The organism is Metabacillus idriensis (assembly GCF_009674765.1).
Classification (GTDB): domain Bacteria; phylum Bacillota; class Bacilli; order Bacillales; family Bacillaceae; genus Bacillus_P; species Bacillus_P idriensis.
The window spans coordinates 1,649,014-1,670,039 of the sequence record NZ_WKKF01000001.1 but is presented as its reverse complement, the minus strand read 5'-3'; the positions used below and the strand labels follow the sequence as shown (position 1 = coordinate 1,670,039).

Genomic DNA, 21,026 nt, shown 5'->3' with positions numbered 1-21,026 from the left:
AGGATGCTATGAAGAAAAAACTATGGACAGCAATCTTTTTCGCCGTCCTTACTCTTGGCGGCAGTGTGTTTATTTCAAAGAATGTTGAAGATACGCTTATTAAATCCATTGCCATTGTATCTGCGATTGGTATTGATTCGAGTAATGAAGGGTATGAAGTAACCCTCCAGGTAATTAATACAGCATCAAAACCGGATTCATCAGGTGATGAACCTGGCTCAATCACTTACCGTCAATCGGGAAAAACAATTTCACAAGCAATAAAAAACATCTCAAATCGAAATTCAAGGAAGGTTTTTCTTGACAGCGCAGAACTAATTCTGATAGGAGAAGAAATAGCAAAAGAAAAAGGAATCAAAGACATTACCGCCTTTTTTTTAACGGAGTCTGAGATCTCATCAAGCATAAAAATCATGGTTACAAAAAAATTTCCCGCAAGTAAAATCTTAAAGACCATAACCCCTATACAAAAGGTTTCTTCAAAAAGAATAAATGAAATTCTTTATAACAATGAAACAAACATTGGATCCGCTGTTAATATGTATCCAATTAAAGTCATGAACGATTTGCTCAGAAACATAAAGCAGACCGCACTTCCATTTGTTACCTTAAGCAGCGATGATGAGATTGCTTTTACAAAAGAAAACATTTCTACTGCGGAACCGGCTGTTCTGCTGGTCATAAACGGAATGGCCTATTTCAAGCAGGATAAGCTTGCAGGTTATTTGGACAGGGATGAAAGTAAAGTCTATAATGCGTTCACGAACAGAATTAAAAAGACAAGTATCGAGACAGGATGCGGATCAGATGACCAGGGATATTTTACGATTAGCATTACAAGGTCAAAAACCAAAGTCGAACCTGAGTATCAAGAAGGCAAGCCCTCTTTTCATGTAATACTCAAGGCTAAAGGGAAATTCTTAGAAAGCACATGCAAACAGGCCAAAATAAAAAATCTTGAATCCAAGGCTGAAGCGTTCTTGAAAAGCGAAATGAATTCCCTGATAGCCAAAAGTCAGGAGGAAAACAATGATTATCTTGGTGTTTTAAAAGAGGTTTATTTAAAAAATCCTTTTGAATTTAACGAGATCAACAAAAATTGGAGCGAATTGTATCCATCTGTTCCAATTACAGTAGATGTAGACTTGACGATTGAGAAAATGGGGGATGTTAATAAAATACCCTAAACCATATAAACAAAGGATGATAGAATGATTAATCAGCAGATAACCCCTTATCAGGTTTTTTCTTTAATGGTGCTGTTTCTCCTCGGCAGCACAGTAGTTGTCGGACTTAGTATTGATGCAGAGGAAGAGGCATGGCTTGTGAACTTGATTGCGATGATTGCAGGTGTAGGAATCTATTTTCTGTATAACTGGCTGCTCCGCATTCATCAAAGCAGAATAACCTTTTCAGAGCTTTTAAAAACAGGTTTCGGCAAATGGGGAGGGAAATTTGTACTTGGCCTTTATTCGGCTTATTTCCTTTATATCGGCATGAGAGTGGTGAAGGATTTTGAATTTTTTATCAGCTCCGTTCTTTTTTACAACATTCAGACATGGGTAATTGGTCTGGTTTTTGTTCTGCTGGCAGGCTATGCCTGCATTTTGGGCTTAGAGGCCATTGCAAGAGTTTCAGAACTGCTCTTTTTCGGAAGCATCCTGCTGATTGCACTAACTACCTTAATTACCGTCTTAACGCCATTGTTTGAATGGACAAATGTTCTTCCGCTTATAAAACCGGACTGGAAGACGGTTATAGGAAATATTTTCTCTGCCAAGATTACCTTTCCATTTGGAGAATTAGTCGTTTTTCTCATGATTTTTCCCGCTGTTAATGATCAAAGTTTTCTTCTAAAAAAAGGCTGGATGGCTGTCGTATTCAGCGGATTGATCATCATTGCGATTACAGAATCCATTATCGGCTTGTTAGGGGCAAAAATTGCAAAATTTTTTTCCTATCCTCTCATTAAAACAATTGAAACCATTGATTTGCTGGATTTTTTTCAGCATGTGGAGATTTTGTCTGTTATAGTCTTTTTCTTTGTAGGTTTTATTAAGGTGGTGCTTTTCCTTTATGCATCTGTAAAAGGCTTATCTGAGGTTTTGCCAAAAGTTAAAAATAACTATCTTGTATATGCTGCTATTTCCGCTGGATTTGCTTCAACTTTTTTTATGGCAGACAGCATTAATGAGCATATCAAGATCGGGCTGGAAGTTGTTCCAGTATATATCCACCTGCCATTTCAATTCGGGGTTCCCATTCTGCTGCTGATTATCCTTCTGATTAAAGCGCATCTTCAGAAAAAGAATGCGCCTGTGCAATAATAACAGTTGCAAAACCGTCTGGGGAAGAGTAGACTTTTTAACAAACGTAAATATGAAATCGGGAGCTTGTGGAATCAGGCTGAGAGTACGGCTAACTGCCGAAGACCGAATGAACCTGTTGGATAATGCCAGCGCAGGGATGTGTTTCAGGGATACATATGAGCACTTTGCCGCGGCAGAGTGCTCTTTATTTTTAGGGAGGGGAAAACATGATACAAGCGGAAACGATTGCAGCGGCTTTAGAAAAACTAAGAACAGAAAAACCTCTGGTGCACAATATTACAAATGTGGTAGTAACAAATTTTACAGCAAATGGCCTTTTGGCAATCGGAGCATCCCCAGTCATGGCTTATGCAAAAGAAGAAGTGGCAGATATGGCTAAAATTGCAGGGGCACTCGTATTAAATATTGGTACATTAAATGAAGAAAATGTAGAAGCGATGCTGATTGCAGGAAAATCTGCAAATAAGCATAACGTGCCCGTTATTTTTGATCCGGTTGGGGCAGGGGCAACGACGTACCGGACAGTGACGTCACAAAAAATCGTTAAAGAACTGGATATTACTGTCCTTAGAGGAAATGCTGCTGAAGTTGCAAATGTAGTCGGGGAGAACTGGGCGATAAAAGGAGTCGACTCCGGTGATGGTGAGGGTGATTTAATTGCGCTAGCTGTAAAAGCTGCAAAGCAGTTAAACACGATTGCGGTGATTACAGGAAAACAGGATATTGTTTCAGATGGTGAAACAACCTATATTTGCAAAAATGGTCATTCTCTTTTAACAAAAGTAACGGGTGCAGGGTGTTTGTTAACCTCTGTTATCGGCGCATTTTGTGCTGTTGAAAAAGACTATGTTCTTGCTTCAGCCGCAGCATTAGCGGTTTACGGAAGTGCAGCGCAACTTGCAGCTGAAGGAATTGAAGGCCCCGGCAGCTTTCAAATCAAGTTTTTAAACAAGCTCTGCCAAATTTCAGCAGAAGATATCCAAAAGCTAGCAGCACTCGAGGAGGTTAACCATGTCAATCTCTAAAGCACTTACGATTGCAGGCTCTGACAGCGGGGGCGGAGCAGGAATTCAGGCAGATTTAAAAACGTTTCAAGAATTGAATGTGTATGGAATGTCTGCCATTACAGCGATAACCGCACAAAACACGCTTGGTGTTCATGGAGTATTTCCGTTAACAGCGGATGCGGTTGTGCAGCAGATTGAAGCGATTGGCTCAGATCTTGGAGCTGACGCTATAAAAACAGGGATGCTCTTTAATAGTGAAATTATAGAGGCAGTCTCTGAACAAATTAAAAAATTTAACTGGAGCAGAGTGATTGTAGATCCCGTTATGATCGCAAAGGGCGGGGCATCTCTTTTGCAGGGTGAAGCAGTCGATGCAATGAAAAAACATTTACTTCCGCTTGCTTTGATTGTTACACCCAATATTCCAGAAGCTGAAGTGCTGACAGGTATGAAAATTCATAATCTCGATGATCGCCGGACTGCAGCTGAAGTTCTGCACTCTTTAGGCGTCAAGAATGTTGTCATTAAGGGCGGTCATGCTGAAAACGAAAACCATTTAGTGGATTTATTATATGATGGAACTGAGTTCAGTTATTTTTCAAGTGAACGGATTGAGACAAAAAATACGCACGGTACGGGTTGTACATTTGCAGCAGCAATTACAGCTGAGATTGCTAAAGGAAACACAGTCTATCATTCAGTAGAAACCGCCGTGTCATTTATTCAGGAAGCGATTAAAGAAGATCTTGAACTAGGACAGGGGCACGGACCGACAAATCATTGGGCTTACCAGCAGAAAAAGAGGAGATCTTTGCATGTGGAATGAGGAAATGCGTTCAAAACTCCAGCTGTATTTTATCATGGGAAGCACAAACTGTAAGGAAGACCCTGAAAAAGTCCTCCTGAAAGCCATAGATGGAGGCATTACGATGTTTCAGTTCAGGGAAAAGGGAGAAGGCGCTCTTACAGGAACTGAAAAAATGAACCTGGCACAGAAATTGCAGAATCGATGCAAAGAGCATGCCATTCCATTTATCGTAAACGATGACATAGAACTCGCTCTTACTTTGAACGCGGATGGGGTTCATATCGGACAGGATGATGAAGATGCAAGTACAGTCAGAAAGAAATTAGGTGAAGGAAAAATAGTAGGTGTCTCAGCTCATACGCTTTGGGAAGTAAAGAAGGCTATTGCTGATGGAGCTGATTATATCGGGGCTGGACCCATTTATCCGACACTTACAAAGGCAGACGCTGAACCTGTTAAAGGAACTTCTCTAATTGAAGAAGTAAGGAAAAGCGATATAAGGATTCCGATTGTTGGCATTGGCGGAATTAATGAAGGCAATGCTCGAGCAGTTATTGAAGCAGGTGCAGATGGAATATCCGTTATTACTGCGATCAGTCTTGCGGCAGATGTGTTTGAAAGTTCTTCTGCATTGAAGAAAGCAGTTGCTGGAATTTCAGAGTAATAGAAAACGTGCAAATCATTCTCAAGATTTGCACGTTTTTTGTTTGTTAATTTTTTATAACTTTGATGTTGACTAGAATGTTAAATCGTTTAAAAAGGATTAAAAGAAAAAGCATAGAATTAAGAGAGGAAGATTTTTTTTAATAAAATGCATCAATAATATTATTATGTAAAGTGGAGCGGATAAAATGATTAAACACCTAAACCATAGAGATTACAGCACAGCAGAAAAAATTCTGGGAATACAAATCCCTGCTTACCTAATTGAAGCAGAAATAATCGGGTTCAGAGATATCCCACAGCTTAAAGAAACCCCAAAGGACATTGCTGCTTCAACAGAAACCTTTATTGGCTGCATGTTGGAAAATGATATTCGCGGAGTACTGTCTTATGAAAGGGGGGAAGAAGCTCTCAATATATGCAGACTAGTGGTTCATCCTGGCTTTTTTCGATTAGGAATGGCTTCTACTCTGCTTGATTATCTTTTAAAAAAGAATTTGAATAAAAGAGTGACAGTATCTACTGGATCAAAGAATTTCCCTGCAATAGCACTTTATCAATCTTTTGGATTTGAAAAAACAAAAGAAATTGAAGTAGCTCCCGGTGTAAGGATAACATTGCTTCAAAACGGAAGAACAGATTAAATTCTGTTCTTTTTTTGTGAGAATATGTAAATAAAGCATAGGTATGATGTTCTAGAATGAAAGATTATTTATAAAGAATGCATAGGCAGGAATGACTGATTTTTCAGAAGTCATTGACATTGATAATCATTTTCAATTAAGATTCATGTGTATTCACTTACAAGGAAGTAAGGAGCTGAATCCTATAGAAACGCTATATGAATTTGAAGCCGTCATAGAGGACAGAGAGTTAAATCATACCATTTCACTTCGTCCGGTGAAAATAACAGATTTAGAGATTTTATATGTCTGGATGCATCAGCCCCATATTGCTCCTTTCTGGAAGCTGAATGTGAGTAAAGAAGATTTTTATGCTTATTTAGAACGCTCAGTCAAAGCAGAGCACAAACGAGTGTATCTATGTTTTGTAGATGACTTGCCTGCAGGTTATCTCATTGCTTATTCGATCCAGCATGATTCAATTAGAGACTTTTATCAGGCAGAACCGGGTGATCTTGGCATGCATTTATTAATTGGGCCAAGAGAGCTTTTAAATAAAGAGGATGGCTTAATGATTGTCAGGGCGATGACTGCATTTCTTATGAAAAAATTCCGATCAAGAAGAATCATTGGCGAACCTGATATAAGAAACCGGATCGTCATTCCAATTTTAAAAGAGATTGGCGGATATGTTGCGGATACCATTTTGCTCCCTCACAAAAAAGCTGCACTCGTAATAGGTGAACATGATCGTTTTAATGATTATATGTCCAGTAAAAAAGTAACTTTTATCAAACTTCCAAGTGAAGATATTAAGCTATTAAATGTGGAAGGCAGGAGCAATATGTGAAAACTTTTCTCCCGATTGATGATGATATGAAAGAACTGCTGAACAGAATAGGTGCAAGAATGGCTGAACTCAAACACCCTCCATTAAGCGAGTTATCTGCACTGCAGTCAAGGTATTTTTATAAGGAAGCACGAACATTTTTTCAAAGGATTGAAATGAACGACTTAATGATTCACAACGAAAAGATACAATCAGCTGATCATATAATTCCAGTAAGAATTTATCAGCCAAAGTCATCGGAACTGCTGCCTGTATTGATATTTATGCATGGCGGAGGTTGGGTATTTGGAGATCTTGACAGTGCAGATTCCATGTGCCGGTATTTTGCAAAAAACGCCAATTGCCTGATTGTGTCCGTCGGTTACCGGCTTGCGCCTGAGCACCCATTTCCTGCAGCGCTTATGGATGTTCTTGCTGTTTCAGAGTGGGTTCCTCAAAACATCTCAAAATGGAATGGGAATCCAGCACAACTTGCAATTGGAGGAGAATCATCCGGAGCAAATCTTGCAGCAGCAGCTGTCAATTGGATAAGTGATCAGGGAAAACAGACGTTTATATTGCAGGTTTTAATCACTCCTGTATTGAATCACAATTTTGACACAGAATCCTATCGTTCTGGCTATTCGTTTAATCTGACGAAAGAAAAAATGGAATGGTTTTGGAATCATTATTTAAGCGATCAAGAACAGGGAAAGAATCCATATGCATCACCTCTCCTTGCTGTAAATGCAAGCGTCCCTCCGGCAATGATTGTGACGGTTGAATATGATCCGTTAAGGGATGAAGGAAAGCTGTATGCTGAAAAGCTTGCAGATGCTGAAATTCCTGTCACATATTTGTATTATGAACAGCTTGTTCACAGTTTTCCAAATATGATCGGACAAGTAAACAGGGCAGATCTTGCGATGATAGATTTGACCAGTCAGCTGAAAAGTTTGCTGAGAAAAAATTTTTAATTTTTTTAAATGAGAATGAGAATTATTTTCAAATAAGAAAGGTGATTATTTATGCTAACGAATGAGTTTTACTTAAGCAGCCAGCGCAAGAGAGAATCGAATGCAAGGTCTTATCCGCGCAGAATTCCAATCGCGATCAGTGAGGCAGAAGGGATTTATGTGAAAGATGTTGAGAATAAAACCTACATAGATTGCTTGGCAGGGGCAGGCACTCTGGCACTTGGACACAATCATCCGGTTGTGATAGAAGCAATGGAAAATGTGATAAAAGGCAAGCGCCCGCTTCATACGCTCGATCTTACTACACCAATGAAAGAAGAGTTCGTTGAGGAACTGTTCGACGCTCTTCCGAAAAAATTTGCTGAAAATGCGAAAATCCAATTTTGCGGTCCTTCAGGCTCTGATGCGATAGAAGCGGCAATGAAACTTGTAAAAACAGCAACTGGCAGAGGCGGCATGCTATCCTTCCAGGGCGGTTATCACGGAATGACAAATGGTTCGCTTAGTCTAATGGGCAACCTTGGACCGAAAAGCAAAATACCCAATTTAATGTCTGACGTTCACTTTCTGCCATATCCCTATTCGTACCGCTGTCCGTTTGGCATAGGAGGAGACGAGGGTGCAGCAATCGGTTCCACTTTTATTGACCGCACTCTGAACGATCCGGAATCGGGTATTGTGAAACCTGCGGGCATGGTCATGGAAATTGTGCAAGGGGAAGGCGGCGCCATTCCAGCTCCTGATGAATGGGTAAGACAAGTACGAAAGATTTCAAATGAACAGCAAATTCCTCTCATCATCGATGAAGTGCAGACAGGCTTTGGCCGCACTGGGAAAATGTTTGCCTTTGAACATGCTGACATCAACCCTGATGTTGTTGTTCTTTCAAAAGCTATCGGAGGAACACTGCCTTTAGCAGTTGTTGTTTATCATAAAGATCTTGATCAATGGGAACCGGGAGCACATTCAGGCACTTTCCGCGGGAATCAGATTGCGATTGCTGCCGGTACAGCCACAATGAAATTTATTAAGCAGGAAAAGCTTGATGAACAGGCAGCACTGCTTGGCGATTTCTTAATGCTGCGCTTAAAACAAATGAAGCAAGAAGTATCGTCTATTGGAGATGTTCGGGGATTAGGACTGATGGTAGGCGCTGAAATTGTAGATAAAACCGCAGCTGCAGATGCCATTGGGAGTTATCCTGCGCATCCGAAGCTCGCGAAGCTTATCCAGCAGGAATGCTTTAAACGAGGGCTTATCCTTGAGCTTGGGGGGCGCTTTGGGAGTGTGGTCCGTTTCTTGCCGCCGCTGATTATTTCAAAAGAACAGCTAGACACGGTATGTGATATATTCTTCGAATCTGTTAAAGCCGCAGAAAGAACACTCAGCCCAAGTTTAGTTTAGGATGTGGATTATATGATGTCAGCAGTCAAAGAAAAAACAGCTTTTGAACATATATTTTTATCAAATCATCAATCAAGCTTTGAACATTATGAAAATCAAATGACGCATGCGATGAACTCCGTTAAAAGGATAATGGCATCCAAGGATCCATACAGCGGTTTGAGTCCTTTTGACGTGAAGAAGGAATTAGATCAAGATTTTCCAGTCTTTCAGCCTAAAACGAATCAAAATGAGCAAACGGTATATGAAAAGCTTACGGCTACCATCACTTCAAATACCATTCATGTCAGCCATCCATCAACTGCTGCACATCTTCACTGTCCGCCAATGATTCCCGGTTTAGCAGCTGAAGCCATTATTTCCGGCTTAAACCAATCCATGGATTCATGGGATCAAAGCGGCGCAGCTACTATGGTTGAGCAGTATGTTATGAATGGACTGTGCGGGATGTTCGGGCTTCCTGATGGAGATGGTGTGATGACAAGCGGCGGAACGCAGTCTAATTTAATGGGGCTGCTGCTTGCAAGAGAACGTGCTGCTTTAAAATTTTGGAACTGGAATAGTAAAAAAAAGGGTCTTCACCCTGAGCAGCATCGTCTGAAAATCCTCTGCTCAGAAGCAGCCCATTTTTCAGTACAGCAGGCAGCGTCAATATTAGGATTAGGTGAAGATTCTGTTGTTTTAGTAAAAGCGGATGATAAGTACCGAATGTGTATGGATGATTTAGCTTCATGCATTGACGATCTGAAACAGAAGGGGGACTTGCCTTTTGCTCTGATCGGAACAGCAGGAACAACAGACTTTGGCAGCATCGATCCGCTTGCGGAAATGAGCAGCCTGGCTATAGAACATGGCCTGTGGTTTCATGCAGATGCTGCTTATGGAGGCGGGCTGGTCTTATCAGATACCCATAAGCATAAACTTGCAGGTTTAGAGAAAGCAGATTCCATTACAGTCGATTTTCATAAAATGTTTTATCAGCCAATCAGCTGCGGAGCATTTCTGGTAAAGAACAGGGAGTCATTTTCATTAATCAGACATCATGCGGATTACTTGAATCCAATTGAAGACGAGGAAGATGATATCCCGAATTTAGTTTCTAAATCCATTCAGACTACAAGACGCTTTGATGCACTGAAACCGTTTCTGTCCTTTCAATTAGTTGGAAAAGAAGACTGGGAAGAGATGATTGATCACACGCTGCTTGTATCGCAGAAAACGTATGAGCTGCTGAAAAAAGAACGTGAATTCAGTGTCTATCACCACCCTGAACTGAGCACAGTTGTTTTCAGATACATCGGGACAGGCTTTTTAACAAATGGGCAGCTCAATCAATTAAACTATCAAATCCGGGAAATTCTTCTGAAAAATGGAGAAGTGATCATAGCCCGGACGAAGGTGGACGGCAATGCTTGTCTGAAATTCACCTTTTTGAATCCATTAACAAAAATGAGTGATGTTGAAAAAATCATCAGAAGAATGAAAGAAATCGGAGAAGATGAAACAAGGAGGCTGCATGATGAACAAACTTGAAGCGATGGCTCTTGCTGAAAAAGCAACTCTGCAAAGCTATTTAAATTGCTTTCTGCGTGAAACAAACAGCGGGAATCTTAGTGAAGGTGCACCTGTTGCATTAAGAAAGAAGCACAATGGAAAATGGATTCATGTTCGTTTACACAAGCAAAATTCTAACCTTTATATCCCTGCAAGCTATCTATCGGAGACAGGGCGCCACCTGTTAGAATATCCAGTTTACTGTGAAAATGAGGAAATCGATTACATAACATGCATTGTAAAAACGATGAAAGAACTGGATTCAAACTCAGCTGAAAAAAACGAAGAACTGCTTTTACGAGTCAAACAAAGCTGTGAATCCATGGCTCAATTTCTAGAAGAGCGAGCTAAAGATGAGGAAGAGCTGTATCAAACCTCATTTGATTTTATTGCAGCTGAACAGTCCCTTTTGTTTGGCCATTTGCTTCATCCGACACCAAAAAGCAGACAGGGAATGACTGATTCGGATATTAAGACGTATTCACCAGAATTAAAAGGAGCATTTCCGCTGCATTATTTTAGAGCTCATGCAGAGTCCATTTATTCAAAGTCAACAATGCCAAAGTCAGCAATTGACCTTATAAAGCAGCTTGTCAAGGATGACCCGGAGATCGATGATGCGTTTAAAGAGAAGTATGCGGGCGAGGATGAGTACGCGCTTCTTCCCATCCATCCGTGGCAAGCAGAGTATTTGCTTAGAGACTCATCTGTCCAAGAATTCATTCAAGCAGGGAAGCTTGAAAATCTTGGACGGCAGGGACGGACATTTTATGCAACTTCATCTCTGCGGACGGTCTATCATCCGGATGTAGAGTTCATGCTCAAATTTTCACTTAACATCAAAATCACCAATTCTGTCCGGGCGAACCTGTTAAAAGAGCTTGAACGGGGAGTAGAAGTAAAAGAATTGATGGGCACACAGCTCGGAATTGAGTTATCTGAGCATTATCCTGATTTTGAAATCATTCACGATCCTGCATTTATTACATTAAAGATGCACGATCAAAAAGAATCAGGTTTTGAAGTCATACTCAGGGAAAATCCTTTTTATAAAAAACGAGCGGAACAAGCAACAGCTCTAGTTGCCCTTTGTCAGGACGGAATTTCGCCGCAATCATCAAGACTTGCGAGCATCATTCGTGACCTATCTAAAAAGGAAAATCGATCAACAAAGGAAATAAGCTCAGACTGGCTGAAACGCTATTTGGCTATCTCTTTAAAACCGATTCTTTGGCTTTATTTTAAAAAGGGAATTGCGCTTGAAGCACATCAGCAAAACAGCGTTGTTAAGCTTGAAAATGGTTATCCATCGCGCTTTTTTTATAGAGACAATCAGGGCTTTTACTTTTGCGAATCAAAACATGATGAATTGAATTCGTATCTCCCTGGAATCGGTTTGAAAAGTGAAACGGTTTGTTCTGACGCGGTTGCAGATGAACGATTGCGCTATTATTTCTTTTTCAACCATTTATTTGGACTTGTAAATGCATTTGGCACGGCAAATCTGGCAGACGAGAAGGATCTTCTTAATCTGATCAGGGAGGAATTGGAACAGCAGCCACTTCCGGCAAATCATCCATCTCTTTTGCTGAAAACCTTGCTTGAAAATGGCACTTTGCCCTGCAAAGCAAATCTATTAACGAGATTTCATGATTTAGATGAACTGGTTGGACCGCTTGAAACGCAGTCAGTTTATGTACAAGTGCGCAACCCTTTAATGACAAAAAAGGAGGCCTTTCCAACGAAATGAATCAGCTTGAGACCGGTTTATCCATAACATTTCGAAAAGCCGAATTTGAACATGACGCTGCCATGCTTCATAAGTGGCACCATGAACCTCACGTCATTCCTTATTGGAATCAAGATTTTCCGTTCAGCAAATATACGAAGCATCTAAAAAAGCTTTTGGCGGATGATCATCAAACGCTGTGGATCGGGCATCTGGACAGTGTGGCAATGAGCTATTGGGAAACGTATTGGGCAAAAGATGACATCATTGGAGATTATTATGAAGCAGAGACTTATGATCAGGGTGTTCATTTGCTGATCGGTGATCCTTCTTACCTTGGTAAAGGTCTTTCTCTGCCAATGCTCCATGAAATCATGAAACAGATGTTTACAGACAAACGGACACAGAGGATCGTTGCTGAGCCTGACAGCCGAAATAAGAAAATGATACATGTTTTCAAGAAATGCGGATTTTTTCCGCAAAAGGAAATTCAGCTGCCTGATAAAAAAGCACTTTTCATGATTTGTGAAAGAGAAGATTTCGAATGGGGGCCAGAGAATGGTTTATGACGTAATTGGAGTAGGACTTGGACCGTTTAATCTCGGAATGGCAGCATTATTGGATAATGTTGAGGATGTAGAGGCGCTCTTTTTTGATCAAAAGCCCGAATTTAATTGGCATGAAGGACTTTTGATCGAAGGGACAACCTTACAGGTTCCATTTTTGGCTGATGCGGTTTCCATGGTTAACCCGATAAGCAAATACAGCTTTCTGAATTATCTTCATCATCAAAAAAGACTTTATCATTTCTATTTTCTTGAATCGTTCCATATTCCGCGCAGAGAATATAATCACTATCTGCAGTGGGTAGCAGCAGAGCTTGAAAGCTGCAAATTCGGAAAGCGGGTTGCAGATGTTTTGCATCATACTGAAGGATACGAAGTCCTTGTTGAAGATGTTTGCACCGGGGAAATGGAACGCTTTATAGCCCGTCATGTCGTTCTTGGAATGGGAAGTGCTCCGAATATTCCAGAATGGTCTGCAAGAGGGAAATCAGACAATCTTTTTCACTCGGCTGAATTTTTGCATAGGAAAAAAAAGAGTTTGCAGGCTGACACGATTTCCGTCATTGGTTCTGGTCAAAGTGCAGCAGAAATTTTTCTGGAGCTGCTGAAAGAACAAAATGAGTACGGCTATCAATTAAATTGGCTCACACGTACAGAAGGATTTTTCCCAATGGAGTATTCGAAGCTTGGGCTTGAGCATTTTTCGCCTGACTACACAGAATACTTTTACAAGCTTCCGCAGGAATTAAAGGATACGATTGTGCCAAAACAGGATTCTCTTTATAAAGGAATCAGTGCAGATACGATTGCTGAAATCTATGATCTTTTATATGAAAGAACGATTGCGGGGCAAAAGCCGGATGTTCACTTATTGGCCAAAACAGCCGTACTTGATATTGCGGCAACCAGTTCAGATTTAAATTTACAATGTCATCAATGGGAGCAGGGGGAAGCCTTTAACCTGCATTCAGATATCGTCATAGCAGCGACCGGCTATAAGACTGTATGGCCAAGCGCTTTTGGAAATCTATCAAATCTTTTGAAATGGGACAGCAGAAACCGTCCAGTTGTCTCGAAAGATTATGAACTAGAGCTGCAGGATAAAAGGGAAAACAAAATCTTTATTCAAAACGGTGAAATGCACACTCACGGAGTAGGAGCACCCGATCTTGGATTAGGCGCTTACCGGAATGCTAAGATCATCAATCAGCTTGCTTGCAGAGAAGTGTTTGATCTGCCCGAAAAAAATGTCTTTCAGCATTTTGGTACAAGCCATCTTGTACGCAGCAAACAAACAGTATAGGAGAGTGAGAAAGATGTCAGCTGAACAAAAGTGGAATGCAGAAGATTGGAAGAAAGCGAGCAGACGGCTGCTTGCTAAAATGATATCTGAGTTTTTATACGAAGAAATGATCCAGGCGGAAAAAAAGGATGGCATATATATTGTGAACTTTGAGAGCGGAATATCCTACCGCTTTCTAGCTGAAAAAAGGCTGATGGACAGCTATTGGGTTGATGCTCATTCTATTGAAACAAATAAACAGGGTTCATGGGAAGAAGCTGTGAATCCCATTGAGTTTTTATTGGTACTGCAAAAGGAAATAAACATAAAACCTTTTACCGCTGCCTATTTAATAGAAGAATATAAACGCACTCTGCTTGCTGATGCCCACATTATCGCCAATCAGCAAGATCGTTCGACTGCCGATTTAACGGATCTGGACTATGCAGAGCTTGAAGGGGAGATGACAGGCCATCCCTGGATTACTTATAACAAAGGGCGCATCGGGTTTTCCTATTCAGATTACCTGCAATATGCCCCTGAACAAAAGCAGCAGACAACACTTGACTGGATTGCCGTCTCAAAGGAGTGGGGGACTTTCCATTCAACAAAAGAAGTTGAGTATGACAGGTTAATAGAAAGCGAGATCGGACAATCGGCAAAAAGAGAATTTAATGAGAAGCTAATTAATATAGGACTGCAGCCTGAAAGCTTTTTCTTTATGCCTGTCCATGAGTGGCAGTGGAATCACGTCATTGTTCAGCTGTTCTCAGAAGAGCTTTTTGAAAAGCGGATCATCTACCTTGGCAGAGGAGAAGATCAATACCTGCCGCAGCAGTCCATTCGGACATTTGTCAATATGGATCATAAAAAGAAGCATCACGTAAAGCTGCCAATGAGTATTTTAAATACATTAGTGTATAGGGGATTGCCGTCTGAACGTGTGGTGCTGGCACCAGAAATTACTGCTCATATTCAAGGGATCCGGGACAATGATTCATTTTTGAGAGATAAATGCAGGGTTATTCTCCCTGGAGAAGTGGCGAGCATGAATTACCATCATCCTGATTACGTAAAACTAGAAGGAGCTCCGTATCAATTTATGGAGATGCTTGGAGTCATTTGGCGCGAAAGCATCTACTCATTCTTAGACGTGGGAGAACAGGCCATTACTCTTGCCGCCCTTTTATATGAAGGGGAGGACGGGAAATCATATACACTGGAATTGATAGAAAAGTCCGGCCTCAGCGTGGAAGAATGGACAGAGCAGCTGTTTGAAGTTCTCCTGCCGCCGCTTTTGCACTATCTTTATCAATACGGAACGGTCTTTTCACCGCATGGGCAAAATACGGTTGTCATTTTAAAAGACTATAAACCTCACAGACTAGCTGTGAAGGATTTTGTGGATGATGTCAATATCAGCGATCAGCCGCTGGATGAGCTTAATTCCATTTCGGGAGAGCTAAAAACCGTTCTGAGGAGTGAAGCGCCTGAAGGATTGTGCCAATTCATTTTCACTGGATTATTTGTTTGCCATTTCAGGTATTTAGCCGATATCCTTCACAGAAGAGCTGACTTTGATGAAACGAGATTTTGGTATAAGCTGAGAGAATCAATCCTTTCCTATCAAGCTGAATTTCCAGAGCTGAAAGAACGCTTCGAACTCTTTGACCTCCTGAGGCCGACATTTAAAAAGCTCTGTCTCAACCGCAACCGGATGATCGAGTATGGCTATGGAGATGGAGATGACCGGCCTCATGCTTCAGAGTTTGGACAAGTGAAAAACCCGCTGGCAATTAAAGAACATGTCATCGGATAAAAGAGACCAAAAGGGTCTCTTTTTTTTATGCATAACACTTACAACACTGCATAAATTACTTACATATCATTATAAAAACTTGAATAATAGAGTGATATCAATTATAATTACTTATAAGAACTTAAAACCCATGTTATTGTAGAAACATTTCTGAAAGTTAGGTGGGCATTTTGTACCAAGAAGAAAGGCTAATCTCCATTCTTGACTATTTAAAAGAAAATAAACGAATAACTGCAGATCAAATATGTTCGCTTTATAATGTTTCCAAAGACACCGCGAGGCGAGATCTCGTCAAGCTCGAAGAGCAGAAACTGATTATCCGGACAAGAGGCGGGGCTATTTTGCCAAGCTCGCACACTGAAATTAAAGACTATCAAAACCGTCTCCAGACAGTTTCTTATGAAAAAGAATTAATTGGAAGAAAAGCAGCAAGTCTGATCAGTGAAGGCGACAGAATCATTTTAGATGCCTCCACTACTGTCCAGGCATGTGCAGAATTTATTGATGTGAAACATGCGGCCATTATTACGAATTCCATTAATCAGGCCGATATATTATCAACAAAACCAGGGATTCAGATTCACCTTCTTGGAGGAGAACTTCAGAAAGAGCACCGATTCTTATATGGATCCTCAGTGGTGGAAAAACTTTCAAAATATCAGGTTGATAAAGTATTTATAGGGGTTGTGGGCATTTCTGAGAGAGGGCTGTCCATTGCGCATGAAGAGGACGGAATGGTAAAACGGAAAATGATCAATCAGGCAAATCAGGTTATCGCGCTTGCAGATCATTCAAAGCTCGGTGTTACCGATTTTTTTCTTTACGCAGATCTTCATGAAGTCGATTTGCTTATAACAGATAAAGAACCTGATAAAGCATTCAGAGACCTGCTTGATAAACATAACGTGGAATTGCTTGTGGCAGAGGAGGAAATGGAATGACAAAATTAATTGCTATAGACCTGGATGGAACATTATTAAACAGTGAGAATAATATCAGCGCAGAAAATCTGAAAGCAATAAAAGCTGCACAAAAAGAGGGAATTGAAGTGGTTGTAGCTACTGGCAGAGCCCATTTTGATGTGAAGGAAATTTTTAAGGATACAGGCGTAAAAACATGGGTTATTGCTGCTAATGGAGCGACGATTCACAATCCAGAAGGGGTTTTGTTTCATTCACAGCCTATGGAAAAGGATACAGCTGCTGCGGCCCTTCAATTTTTGGAACACAATCAATATTATTATGAAGTGTTCGGCCGTGAAGCTATTTATACTCCTCAAAGCGGAAGAGAGCTTTTGAATATTGAAATTGACCGGGTTGAAAGTGCCAATCCTGATGCGGACCGCTCCCAGCTTCTTCAGGCGGCTGAAAAACAATACAGCCAGACAGGCTTTAGGTTTGTTGAATCGTACATGGACATTCTGAGTCAAACAGAGGAAATCTATAACATTCTCGCTTTTTCTTTTCACCAGGAAAAGCTGGATGCAGGCTGGGAGAAATTTAAAGACACAGAAAATATCACATTGGTTACATCAGCCGCGCATAACTTTGAAATAGAGCATAAGCTTGCTTCTAAAGGAATTGCCCTTCAAAAATTGTCTGGCCATCTTGCCATTGAACTGAAAGACACTGCAGCCATCGGTGACAGCATGAATGATAAATCAATGCTTGAAATAGCGGGGAAGAGCATTGCAATGGGTAATGCCCGCCCGGAAATTAAAGCGATCTGCAGGGATATTACTTTAACAAATGATCAGGACGGGGTGGAGCTCGCTATAAAAAGAATGATGGATGCTAAGCAGAAAGTCTGACAGAAAAGGCCGGTCTCTTTATCAAGAGGCCGGCCTTTTCTAAACCTTGTAATGATCATTATTTATATAATAAACAAGATGATCTGTCCACTGGTTATTTTCATACAGAAACCCTTGGCGGATACACTCAAACTTCATCCCCACACTCTCGGCAAGCTTAACAGAAGGGTGGTTATCAAGATTGATATGCGCTTCAAGACGGTGATATTTCAATTGGTCAAACGCAAGCTCGATAGCCGCTTTAACCGCTTCTGTGCCATATCCCATTCTCCAAAATTGATTATGGATTGTATATCCCATCCGGGCCCACTGGAAATCATCCCGAATCAGTGTAGAGAAATCTACATACCCGACATGCATCCCGTCTGCTGCCCTGAAAATACCGAAAACATACGCTTTATCTTTATTCATGAGCTGATGGTGTTTCTCTGCGAAAGCAGCAAACCACTCTGGGGTGCACACGCTCATATCCAGTCTGCCTTCATCATATTTGTGCTGTTTCGGCCTTCTATTTATATAGGCAGATAGCCAAGTTAAATAGTCAGTTGACTGATAAGGCCTGATGATAAGGCGGCCGGATTTAGTATAATAAGTTGCCAAAGCATATCCCTCTTTCTATTTCAGACAAAAATGTGTTAAATATGGATTATTTTTCAGTTTTAAGGGTATTAAGTACTATTAAGTCTCTGAGGAGAATGGTATGAAACGTGAAAATGAGCTTTTAACCCGAATACTTCAGAAAGAAGCTGCTGCCCTGGAATTATTGTATGATCATTATGAAGTCTTGCTGCTGAGAGTAATTTATTCTGCCGGCAGCGACTCAATTTTTGCAGAGAAAGTTTTGATTGAGCTTTTTAGAGATATTTGGCATAATCCCCTGAAGTATTGTCAAGGCAGATTCTCTTCTGCAGCCATTGTTTCTGCCTGCAAAGATCAAGTGAAAGTACATTCTTCCCTCTGCAGGAAGTCAGTTCGGCAAACTACCGCTCACTTATCAAATAAATTGGCAGATAAATTGTGAATGAAGTACCGGCGCCAGGCTCGCTTTTCACATATATATGCCCGTTCATAGCTTTAACGATGCTGAAAGATACCATCATCCCAAGACCGGTTCCGTTTGATTTAGTAGAGAAATAAGGCTCCCCAAGCCTCAGTACCTGATCTTCGGTCATTCCTTTACCGTGGTCAGAAATTACGATTTTGATGTGAGAGTGATCCTTTGATGTTGAAACTTCGATTAATCCTCCAGCTAAATAAGACTCGATTCCATTTTTGAGAATATTAATCAGTGATTGCTTAAGTTTTAAGGGATCTCCAAGGACAAAAATGTTTTCAGAGCTGAAGCTTTCCTTAAACTGAACGTTTTCCATTTGTGCGAGAGGCGTCAATACGTTGATGCAGTTTCTGAGCTCTGAATGAATATCGATTGAATGATTATTTTCAGCTTCTGGTCTGGCGAATGTCAAATAATCTTTGATTATGTTTGTGGCACGGTCTAATTCATTTAATGAGATTTCTATGTATTCTTCCTTTTTTTTCTGGCTGATATTTTCTTCCCGCAAAAGCTGCAGAAATCCTTTTGTTGTTGTCAGAGGGTTGCGGACTTCATGAGAAATGCTTGCTGCCAGGTGACTGACTACTTCAAGTTTCTCAGCTTTGATGACTCTTTTCAGCAAATTGAAGTTCTGGACAATCGTTTCAAACAGTATAGTCCCGATGATTGCGGCAAATATGTGCAGAACAAATAGTTCAGTGTACATTTGAGGCTCAAAGAATGATCCATAAACCATTTCAATATGCAGAATCGAAAATAGTAAAGAAACAAGGACAATGACAACGACAAGAATTAATTTATTTCTCAATCTGCTTTTTAAATAATAGGATGAAAGCATCGGCACGATGAGAACCAGGATTCCTGCCATCACTAATGTCGGGTAGATGCCGTCCCCCCCTAGTGCCAGCCGGGTCACGATAGTAACCGCAAATAAAAAGAATCCAAGACGATATCCTCCGTAAAGCAACCCCATAACAAAGGGGATGCGCCTGAAGTCAAAGAAAAAATCATTCTCAATCATAAACGGATACAGCATGCTCAAAATGATCGCAAGTGCAGGCAAAAAAGCAAAGAGCCATTTATTCATTTTTTTATTTGTTTCTTTTCTCATGTATAAGAGCTGTATAATCAGCAGCGGGGATAATACGAGTAAAAAATTCAGTAATACATCCTTCATTTCCATGCAGTCCTCACCTTATCAGCAAAAATATTAGTAAAGCGCAAGCACCTTGGCCGGCTCCGACAGGCGGATCCGTTTTGGCCGATGAGTAAGGCACTGGTGCTAGACAACTAAATGCAAAATTTAATAATCCTGAAAACTAAAAAACTTCTCTATTAAAATATATATCAAATTAACTAGAGAATGTTAGAATATTCTAAAAGACTTAAATTTTTTTGTCAGGAGAAGCGAAATGAGCGATCAGAAAATGCAAATTAAATTAATAGATAAAATAGAATACAATCATGCAGCTGAATTTTTACGGACCGATATAGAATTGAATGCATTGATTATCGAGGACTTGTCAGAAGAACATATGATGGTTTACGGAAGTTATCTGAATATGAATTTAAATGCCCTTTTAATGATCTATCCTGAGAAAATTTATTACTACAGTCCTGTTATCAATCTCCCATTAACTGAATTTGCATCTATTATTCAGGAAACTGGCATTCGCAAAATTGTCGGGAAAAAAGAATTGATTGATGAGTTTAAACATCACTTTCAAATGGATCTTGAGACTGATTCGTTCATGCTCAAGTATGGAGGAAGCAGAGGTTTTCAGCCAAGCAAGGAAATAAAAGTGATTACCAGTCTCGAAGAATGCCGAAAGCTTTACGATTTGTTCATGCAGGTTGATGAATATAAAATGGTTGGACCAAATGAAGACTTCTTTGCGAATGATCACTATCAAAACATAGAAGCAGGAAAATTGAAAGTTTTATACAAGGCTGAAGATGGAAAAATGGTTTCGACAGCAGGCGTATTTATTGAAAGCAGCAGCACTGCCATTATAGTTGGTGTAGCTACGCCTCCCGTGCATCGGCGGAAAGGATACGCCTCTGAAATGATACGTGCCATTTGCCATGAGCTTGCAGCTGAAGAAATGGCCATTTATTTGTTTTATAACAATCCGGATGCGGGGAATCTTTATAAACAGCTTGGATTTTATGAAGCTGCCAAATGGAAAGTCCTTGGAATAGCTGCACAGACTTAATATAATACTTGCATGAAAACAAAACTTCAGCTATGCTTAAAAACAATTGTTGCTTAATTTTAAAAATTAAATATTTTCAAAAGCGATAGGTGCTAATGGCAAGAGGATATTTCTGCCTTAGCTTAAAAGGGAAGCCCGGTGAAAATCCGACGCGGTCGCGCCACTGTAATGGGGAGAATTCTATAAAGACCCACTGTTTTTTAAATGAAAAATGGGAAGGGAATAGAATACAATGAACCTGAGTCAGGAGACCTGCCTATCGTATGCACTTTATGCCTACGCGAAATAGGGAGGGTGATGCGATATGTTGAAACCTATCTTGTGTCTCAACTCAAGTTAACTTTGTCCATCAAAC

The 21,026-nt window shown here is 40.4% G+C and carries 20 protein-coding genes and 1 riboswitch; of the genes, 18 read left to right on the top strand and 2 right to left on the bottom strand.

The features are described from left to right. Nucleotides 1-8: 8 nt before the first annotated feature. From GJU41_RS08280 to GJU41_RS08205, 16 genes are all read left to right on the top strand, one after another. Nucleotides 9-1,187, top strand: coding sequence for a Ger(x)C family spore germination protein (locus tag GJU41_RS08280; RefSeq protein ID WP_170292741.1), 1,179 nt, complete (start codon nucleotides 9-11; stop codon nucleotides 1,185-1,187). Nucleotides 1,188-1,211: 24 nt separating this feature from the next. Beyond that, nucleotides 1,212-2,327 (top strand): GerAB/ArcD/ProY family transporter, encoded by a 1,116-nt coding sequence (locus GJU41_RS08275; RefSeq protein WP_154318274.1) that lies wholly within the window; start codon nucleotides 1,212-1,214, stop codon nucleotides 2,325-2,327. Nucleotides 2,328-2,536: 209 nt separating this feature from the next. Beyond that, nucleotides 2,537-3,355 carry a hydroxyethylthiazole kinase gene (gene thiM / locus GJU41_RS08270; protein WP_154318273.1) on the top strand — a complete coding sequence of 273 codons (819 nt, stop codon included), beginning with the start codon at nucleotides 2,537-2,539 and terminating at the stop codon, nucleotides 3,353-3,355. Continuing rightward, a complete protein-coding gene (thiD, locus tag GJU41_RS08265) occupies nucleotides 3,342-4,163 on the top strand; it encodes a bifunctional hydroxymethylpyrimidine kinase/phosphomethylpyrimidine kinase (protein WP_070877512.1) in 822 nt (273 codons plus the stop codon). Before thiM ends, thiD begins: the two co-directional genes overlap by 14 nt. Further along, nucleotides 4,153-4,809 (top strand): thiamine phosphate synthase, encoded by a 657-nt coding sequence (thiE, locus tag GJU41_RS08260; protein WP_154318272.1) that lies wholly within the window; start codon nucleotides 4,153-4,155, stop codon nucleotides 4,807-4,809. Before thiD ends, thiE begins: the two co-directional genes overlap by 11 nt. A gap of 187 nt (nucleotides 4,810-4,996) precedes the next feature. Then, entirely contained in the window at nucleotides 4,997-5,452 is a 456-nt protein-coding gene (locus GJU41_RS08255; RefSeq protein ID WP_154318271.1) for a GNAT family N-acetyltransferase, read from the top strand. Nucleotides 5,453-5,543: 91 nt separating this feature from the next. Further along, nucleotides 5,544-6,281 carry a GNAT family N-acetyltransferase gene (locus tag GJU41_RS08250; RefSeq protein WP_224771372.1) on the top strand — a complete coding sequence of 246 codons (738 nt, stop codon included), beginning with the start codon at nucleotides 5,544-5,546 and terminating at the stop codon, nucleotides 6,279-6,281. Next, on the top strand, nucleotides 6,278-7,237 hold the full coding sequence (locus tag GJU41_RS08245) for an alpha/beta hydrolase (protein WP_154318270.1): 960 nt from the start codon (nucleotides 6,278-6,280) through the stop codon (nucleotides 7,235-7,237). The genes GJU41_RS08250 and GJU41_RS08245 overlap by 4 nt, the downstream gene beginning before the upstream one ends. Before the next feature lie 51 nt (nucleotides 7,238-7,288). Continuing rightward, nucleotides 7,289-8,641 (top strand): aspartate aminotransferase family protein, encoded by a 1,353-nt coding sequence (locus GJU41_RS08240; RefSeq protein WP_154318269.1) that lies wholly within the window; start codon nucleotides 7,289-7,291, stop codon nucleotides 8,639-8,641. A gap of 12 nt (nucleotides 8,642-8,653) precedes the next feature. Further along, complete coding sequence (locus GJU41_RS08235) at nucleotides 8,654-10,174, top strand: pyridoxal phosphate-dependent decarboxylase family protein (protein ID WP_154318268.1); 1,521 nt, start codon at nucleotides 8,654-8,656, stop codon at nucleotides 10,172-10,174. Beyond that, on the top strand, nucleotides 10,161-11,945 hold the full coding sequence (locus GJU41_RS08230) for an IucA/IucC family protein (RefSeq protein ID WP_154318267.1): 1,785 nt from the start codon (nucleotides 10,161-10,163) through the stop codon (nucleotides 11,943-11,945). Before GJU41_RS08235 ends, GJU41_RS08230 begins: the two co-directional genes overlap by 14 nt. After that, the gene (locus tag GJU41_RS08225; protein WP_154318266.1) at nucleotides 11,942-12,493 is read left to right on the top strand and encodes a GNAT family N-acetyltransferase; all 552 of its coding nucleotides are present in this window, start codon (nucleotides 11,942-11,944) and stop codon (nucleotides 12,491-12,493) included. Before GJU41_RS08230 ends, GJU41_RS08225 begins: the two co-directional genes overlap by 4 nt. Beyond that, entirely contained in the window at nucleotides 12,483-13,793 is a 1,311-nt protein-coding gene (locus tag GJU41_RS08220; RefSeq protein ID WP_154318265.1) for a lysine N(6)-hydroxylase/L-ornithine N(5)-oxygenase family protein, read from the top strand. The genes GJU41_RS08225 and GJU41_RS08220 overlap by 11 nt, the downstream gene beginning before the upstream one ends. A 13-nt stretch (nucleotides 13,794-13,806) precedes the next feature. Next, a complete protein-coding gene (locus GJU41_RS08215) occupies nucleotides 13,807-15,591 on the top strand; it encodes an IucA/IucC family protein (RefSeq protein ID WP_154318264.1) in 1,785 nt (594 codons plus the stop codon). Between the two features lie 170 nt (nucleotides 15,592-15,761). Further along, nucleotides 15,762-16,532 carry a transcriptional regulator GlcR gene (glcR, locus tag GJU41_RS08210; protein WP_070877503.1) on the top strand — a complete coding sequence of 257 codons (771 nt, stop codon included), beginning with the start codon at nucleotides 15,762-15,764 and terminating at the stop codon, nucleotides 16,530-16,532. Continuing rightward, the gene (locus GJU41_RS08205; protein WP_070877502.1) at nucleotides 16,529-17,401 is read left to right on the top strand and encodes a Cof-type HAD-IIB family hydrolase; all 873 of its coding nucleotides are present in this window, start codon (nucleotides 16,529-16,531) and stop codon (nucleotides 17,399-17,401) included. The genes glcR and GJU41_RS08205 overlap by 4 nt, the downstream gene beginning before the upstream one ends. A 39-nt stretch (nucleotides 17,402-17,440) precedes the next feature. On the opposite strand, the gene GJU41_RS08200 is transcribed toward GJU41_RS08205, so the two are convergent. Then, on the bottom strand, nucleotides 17,441-18,001 hold the full coding sequence (locus tag GJU41_RS08200; protein WP_070877501.1) for a GNAT family N-acetyltransferase: 561 nt from the start codon (nucleotides 17,999-18,001) through the stop codon (nucleotides 17,441-17,443). A 100-nt stretch (nucleotides 18,002-18,101) separates the two neighbouring features. On the opposite strand from GJU41_RS08200, the gene GJU41_RS08195 reads away from it, so the two are divergent. Continuing rightward, the gene (locus GJU41_RS08195; RefSeq protein ID WP_154318263.1) at nucleotides 18,102-18,422 is read left to right on the top strand and encodes a hypothetical protein; all 321 of its coding nucleotides are present in this window, start codon (nucleotides 18,102-18,104) and stop codon (nucleotides 18,420-18,422) included. On the opposite strand, the gene GJU41_RS08190 is transcribed toward GJU41_RS08195, so the two are convergent. Further along, nucleotides 18,382-19,638 (bottom strand): ATP-binding protein, encoded by a 1,257-nt coding sequence (locus GJU41_RS08190; protein ID WP_154318262.1) that lies wholly within the window; start codon nucleotides 19,636-19,638, stop codon nucleotides 18,382-18,384. The genes GJU41_RS08195 and GJU41_RS08190 overlap by 41 nt on opposite strands. A gap of 229 nt (nucleotides 19,639-19,867) precedes the next feature. On the opposite strand from GJU41_RS08190, the gene GJU41_RS08185 reads away from it, so the two are divergent. Continuing rightward, nucleotides 19,868-20,671: a GNAT family N-acetyltransferase gene (locus GJU41_RS08185; protein ID WP_070877498.1), complete on the top strand. Its 804-nt coding sequence runs from the start codon at nucleotides 19,868-19,870 to the stop codon at nucleotides 20,669-20,671. Between the two features lie 70 nt (nucleotides 20,672-20,741). After that, nucleotides 20,742-20,945: riboswitch (cobalamin riboswitch) on the top strand. The last annotated feature ends 81 nt before the right edge of the window (nucleotides 20,946-21,026 follow it).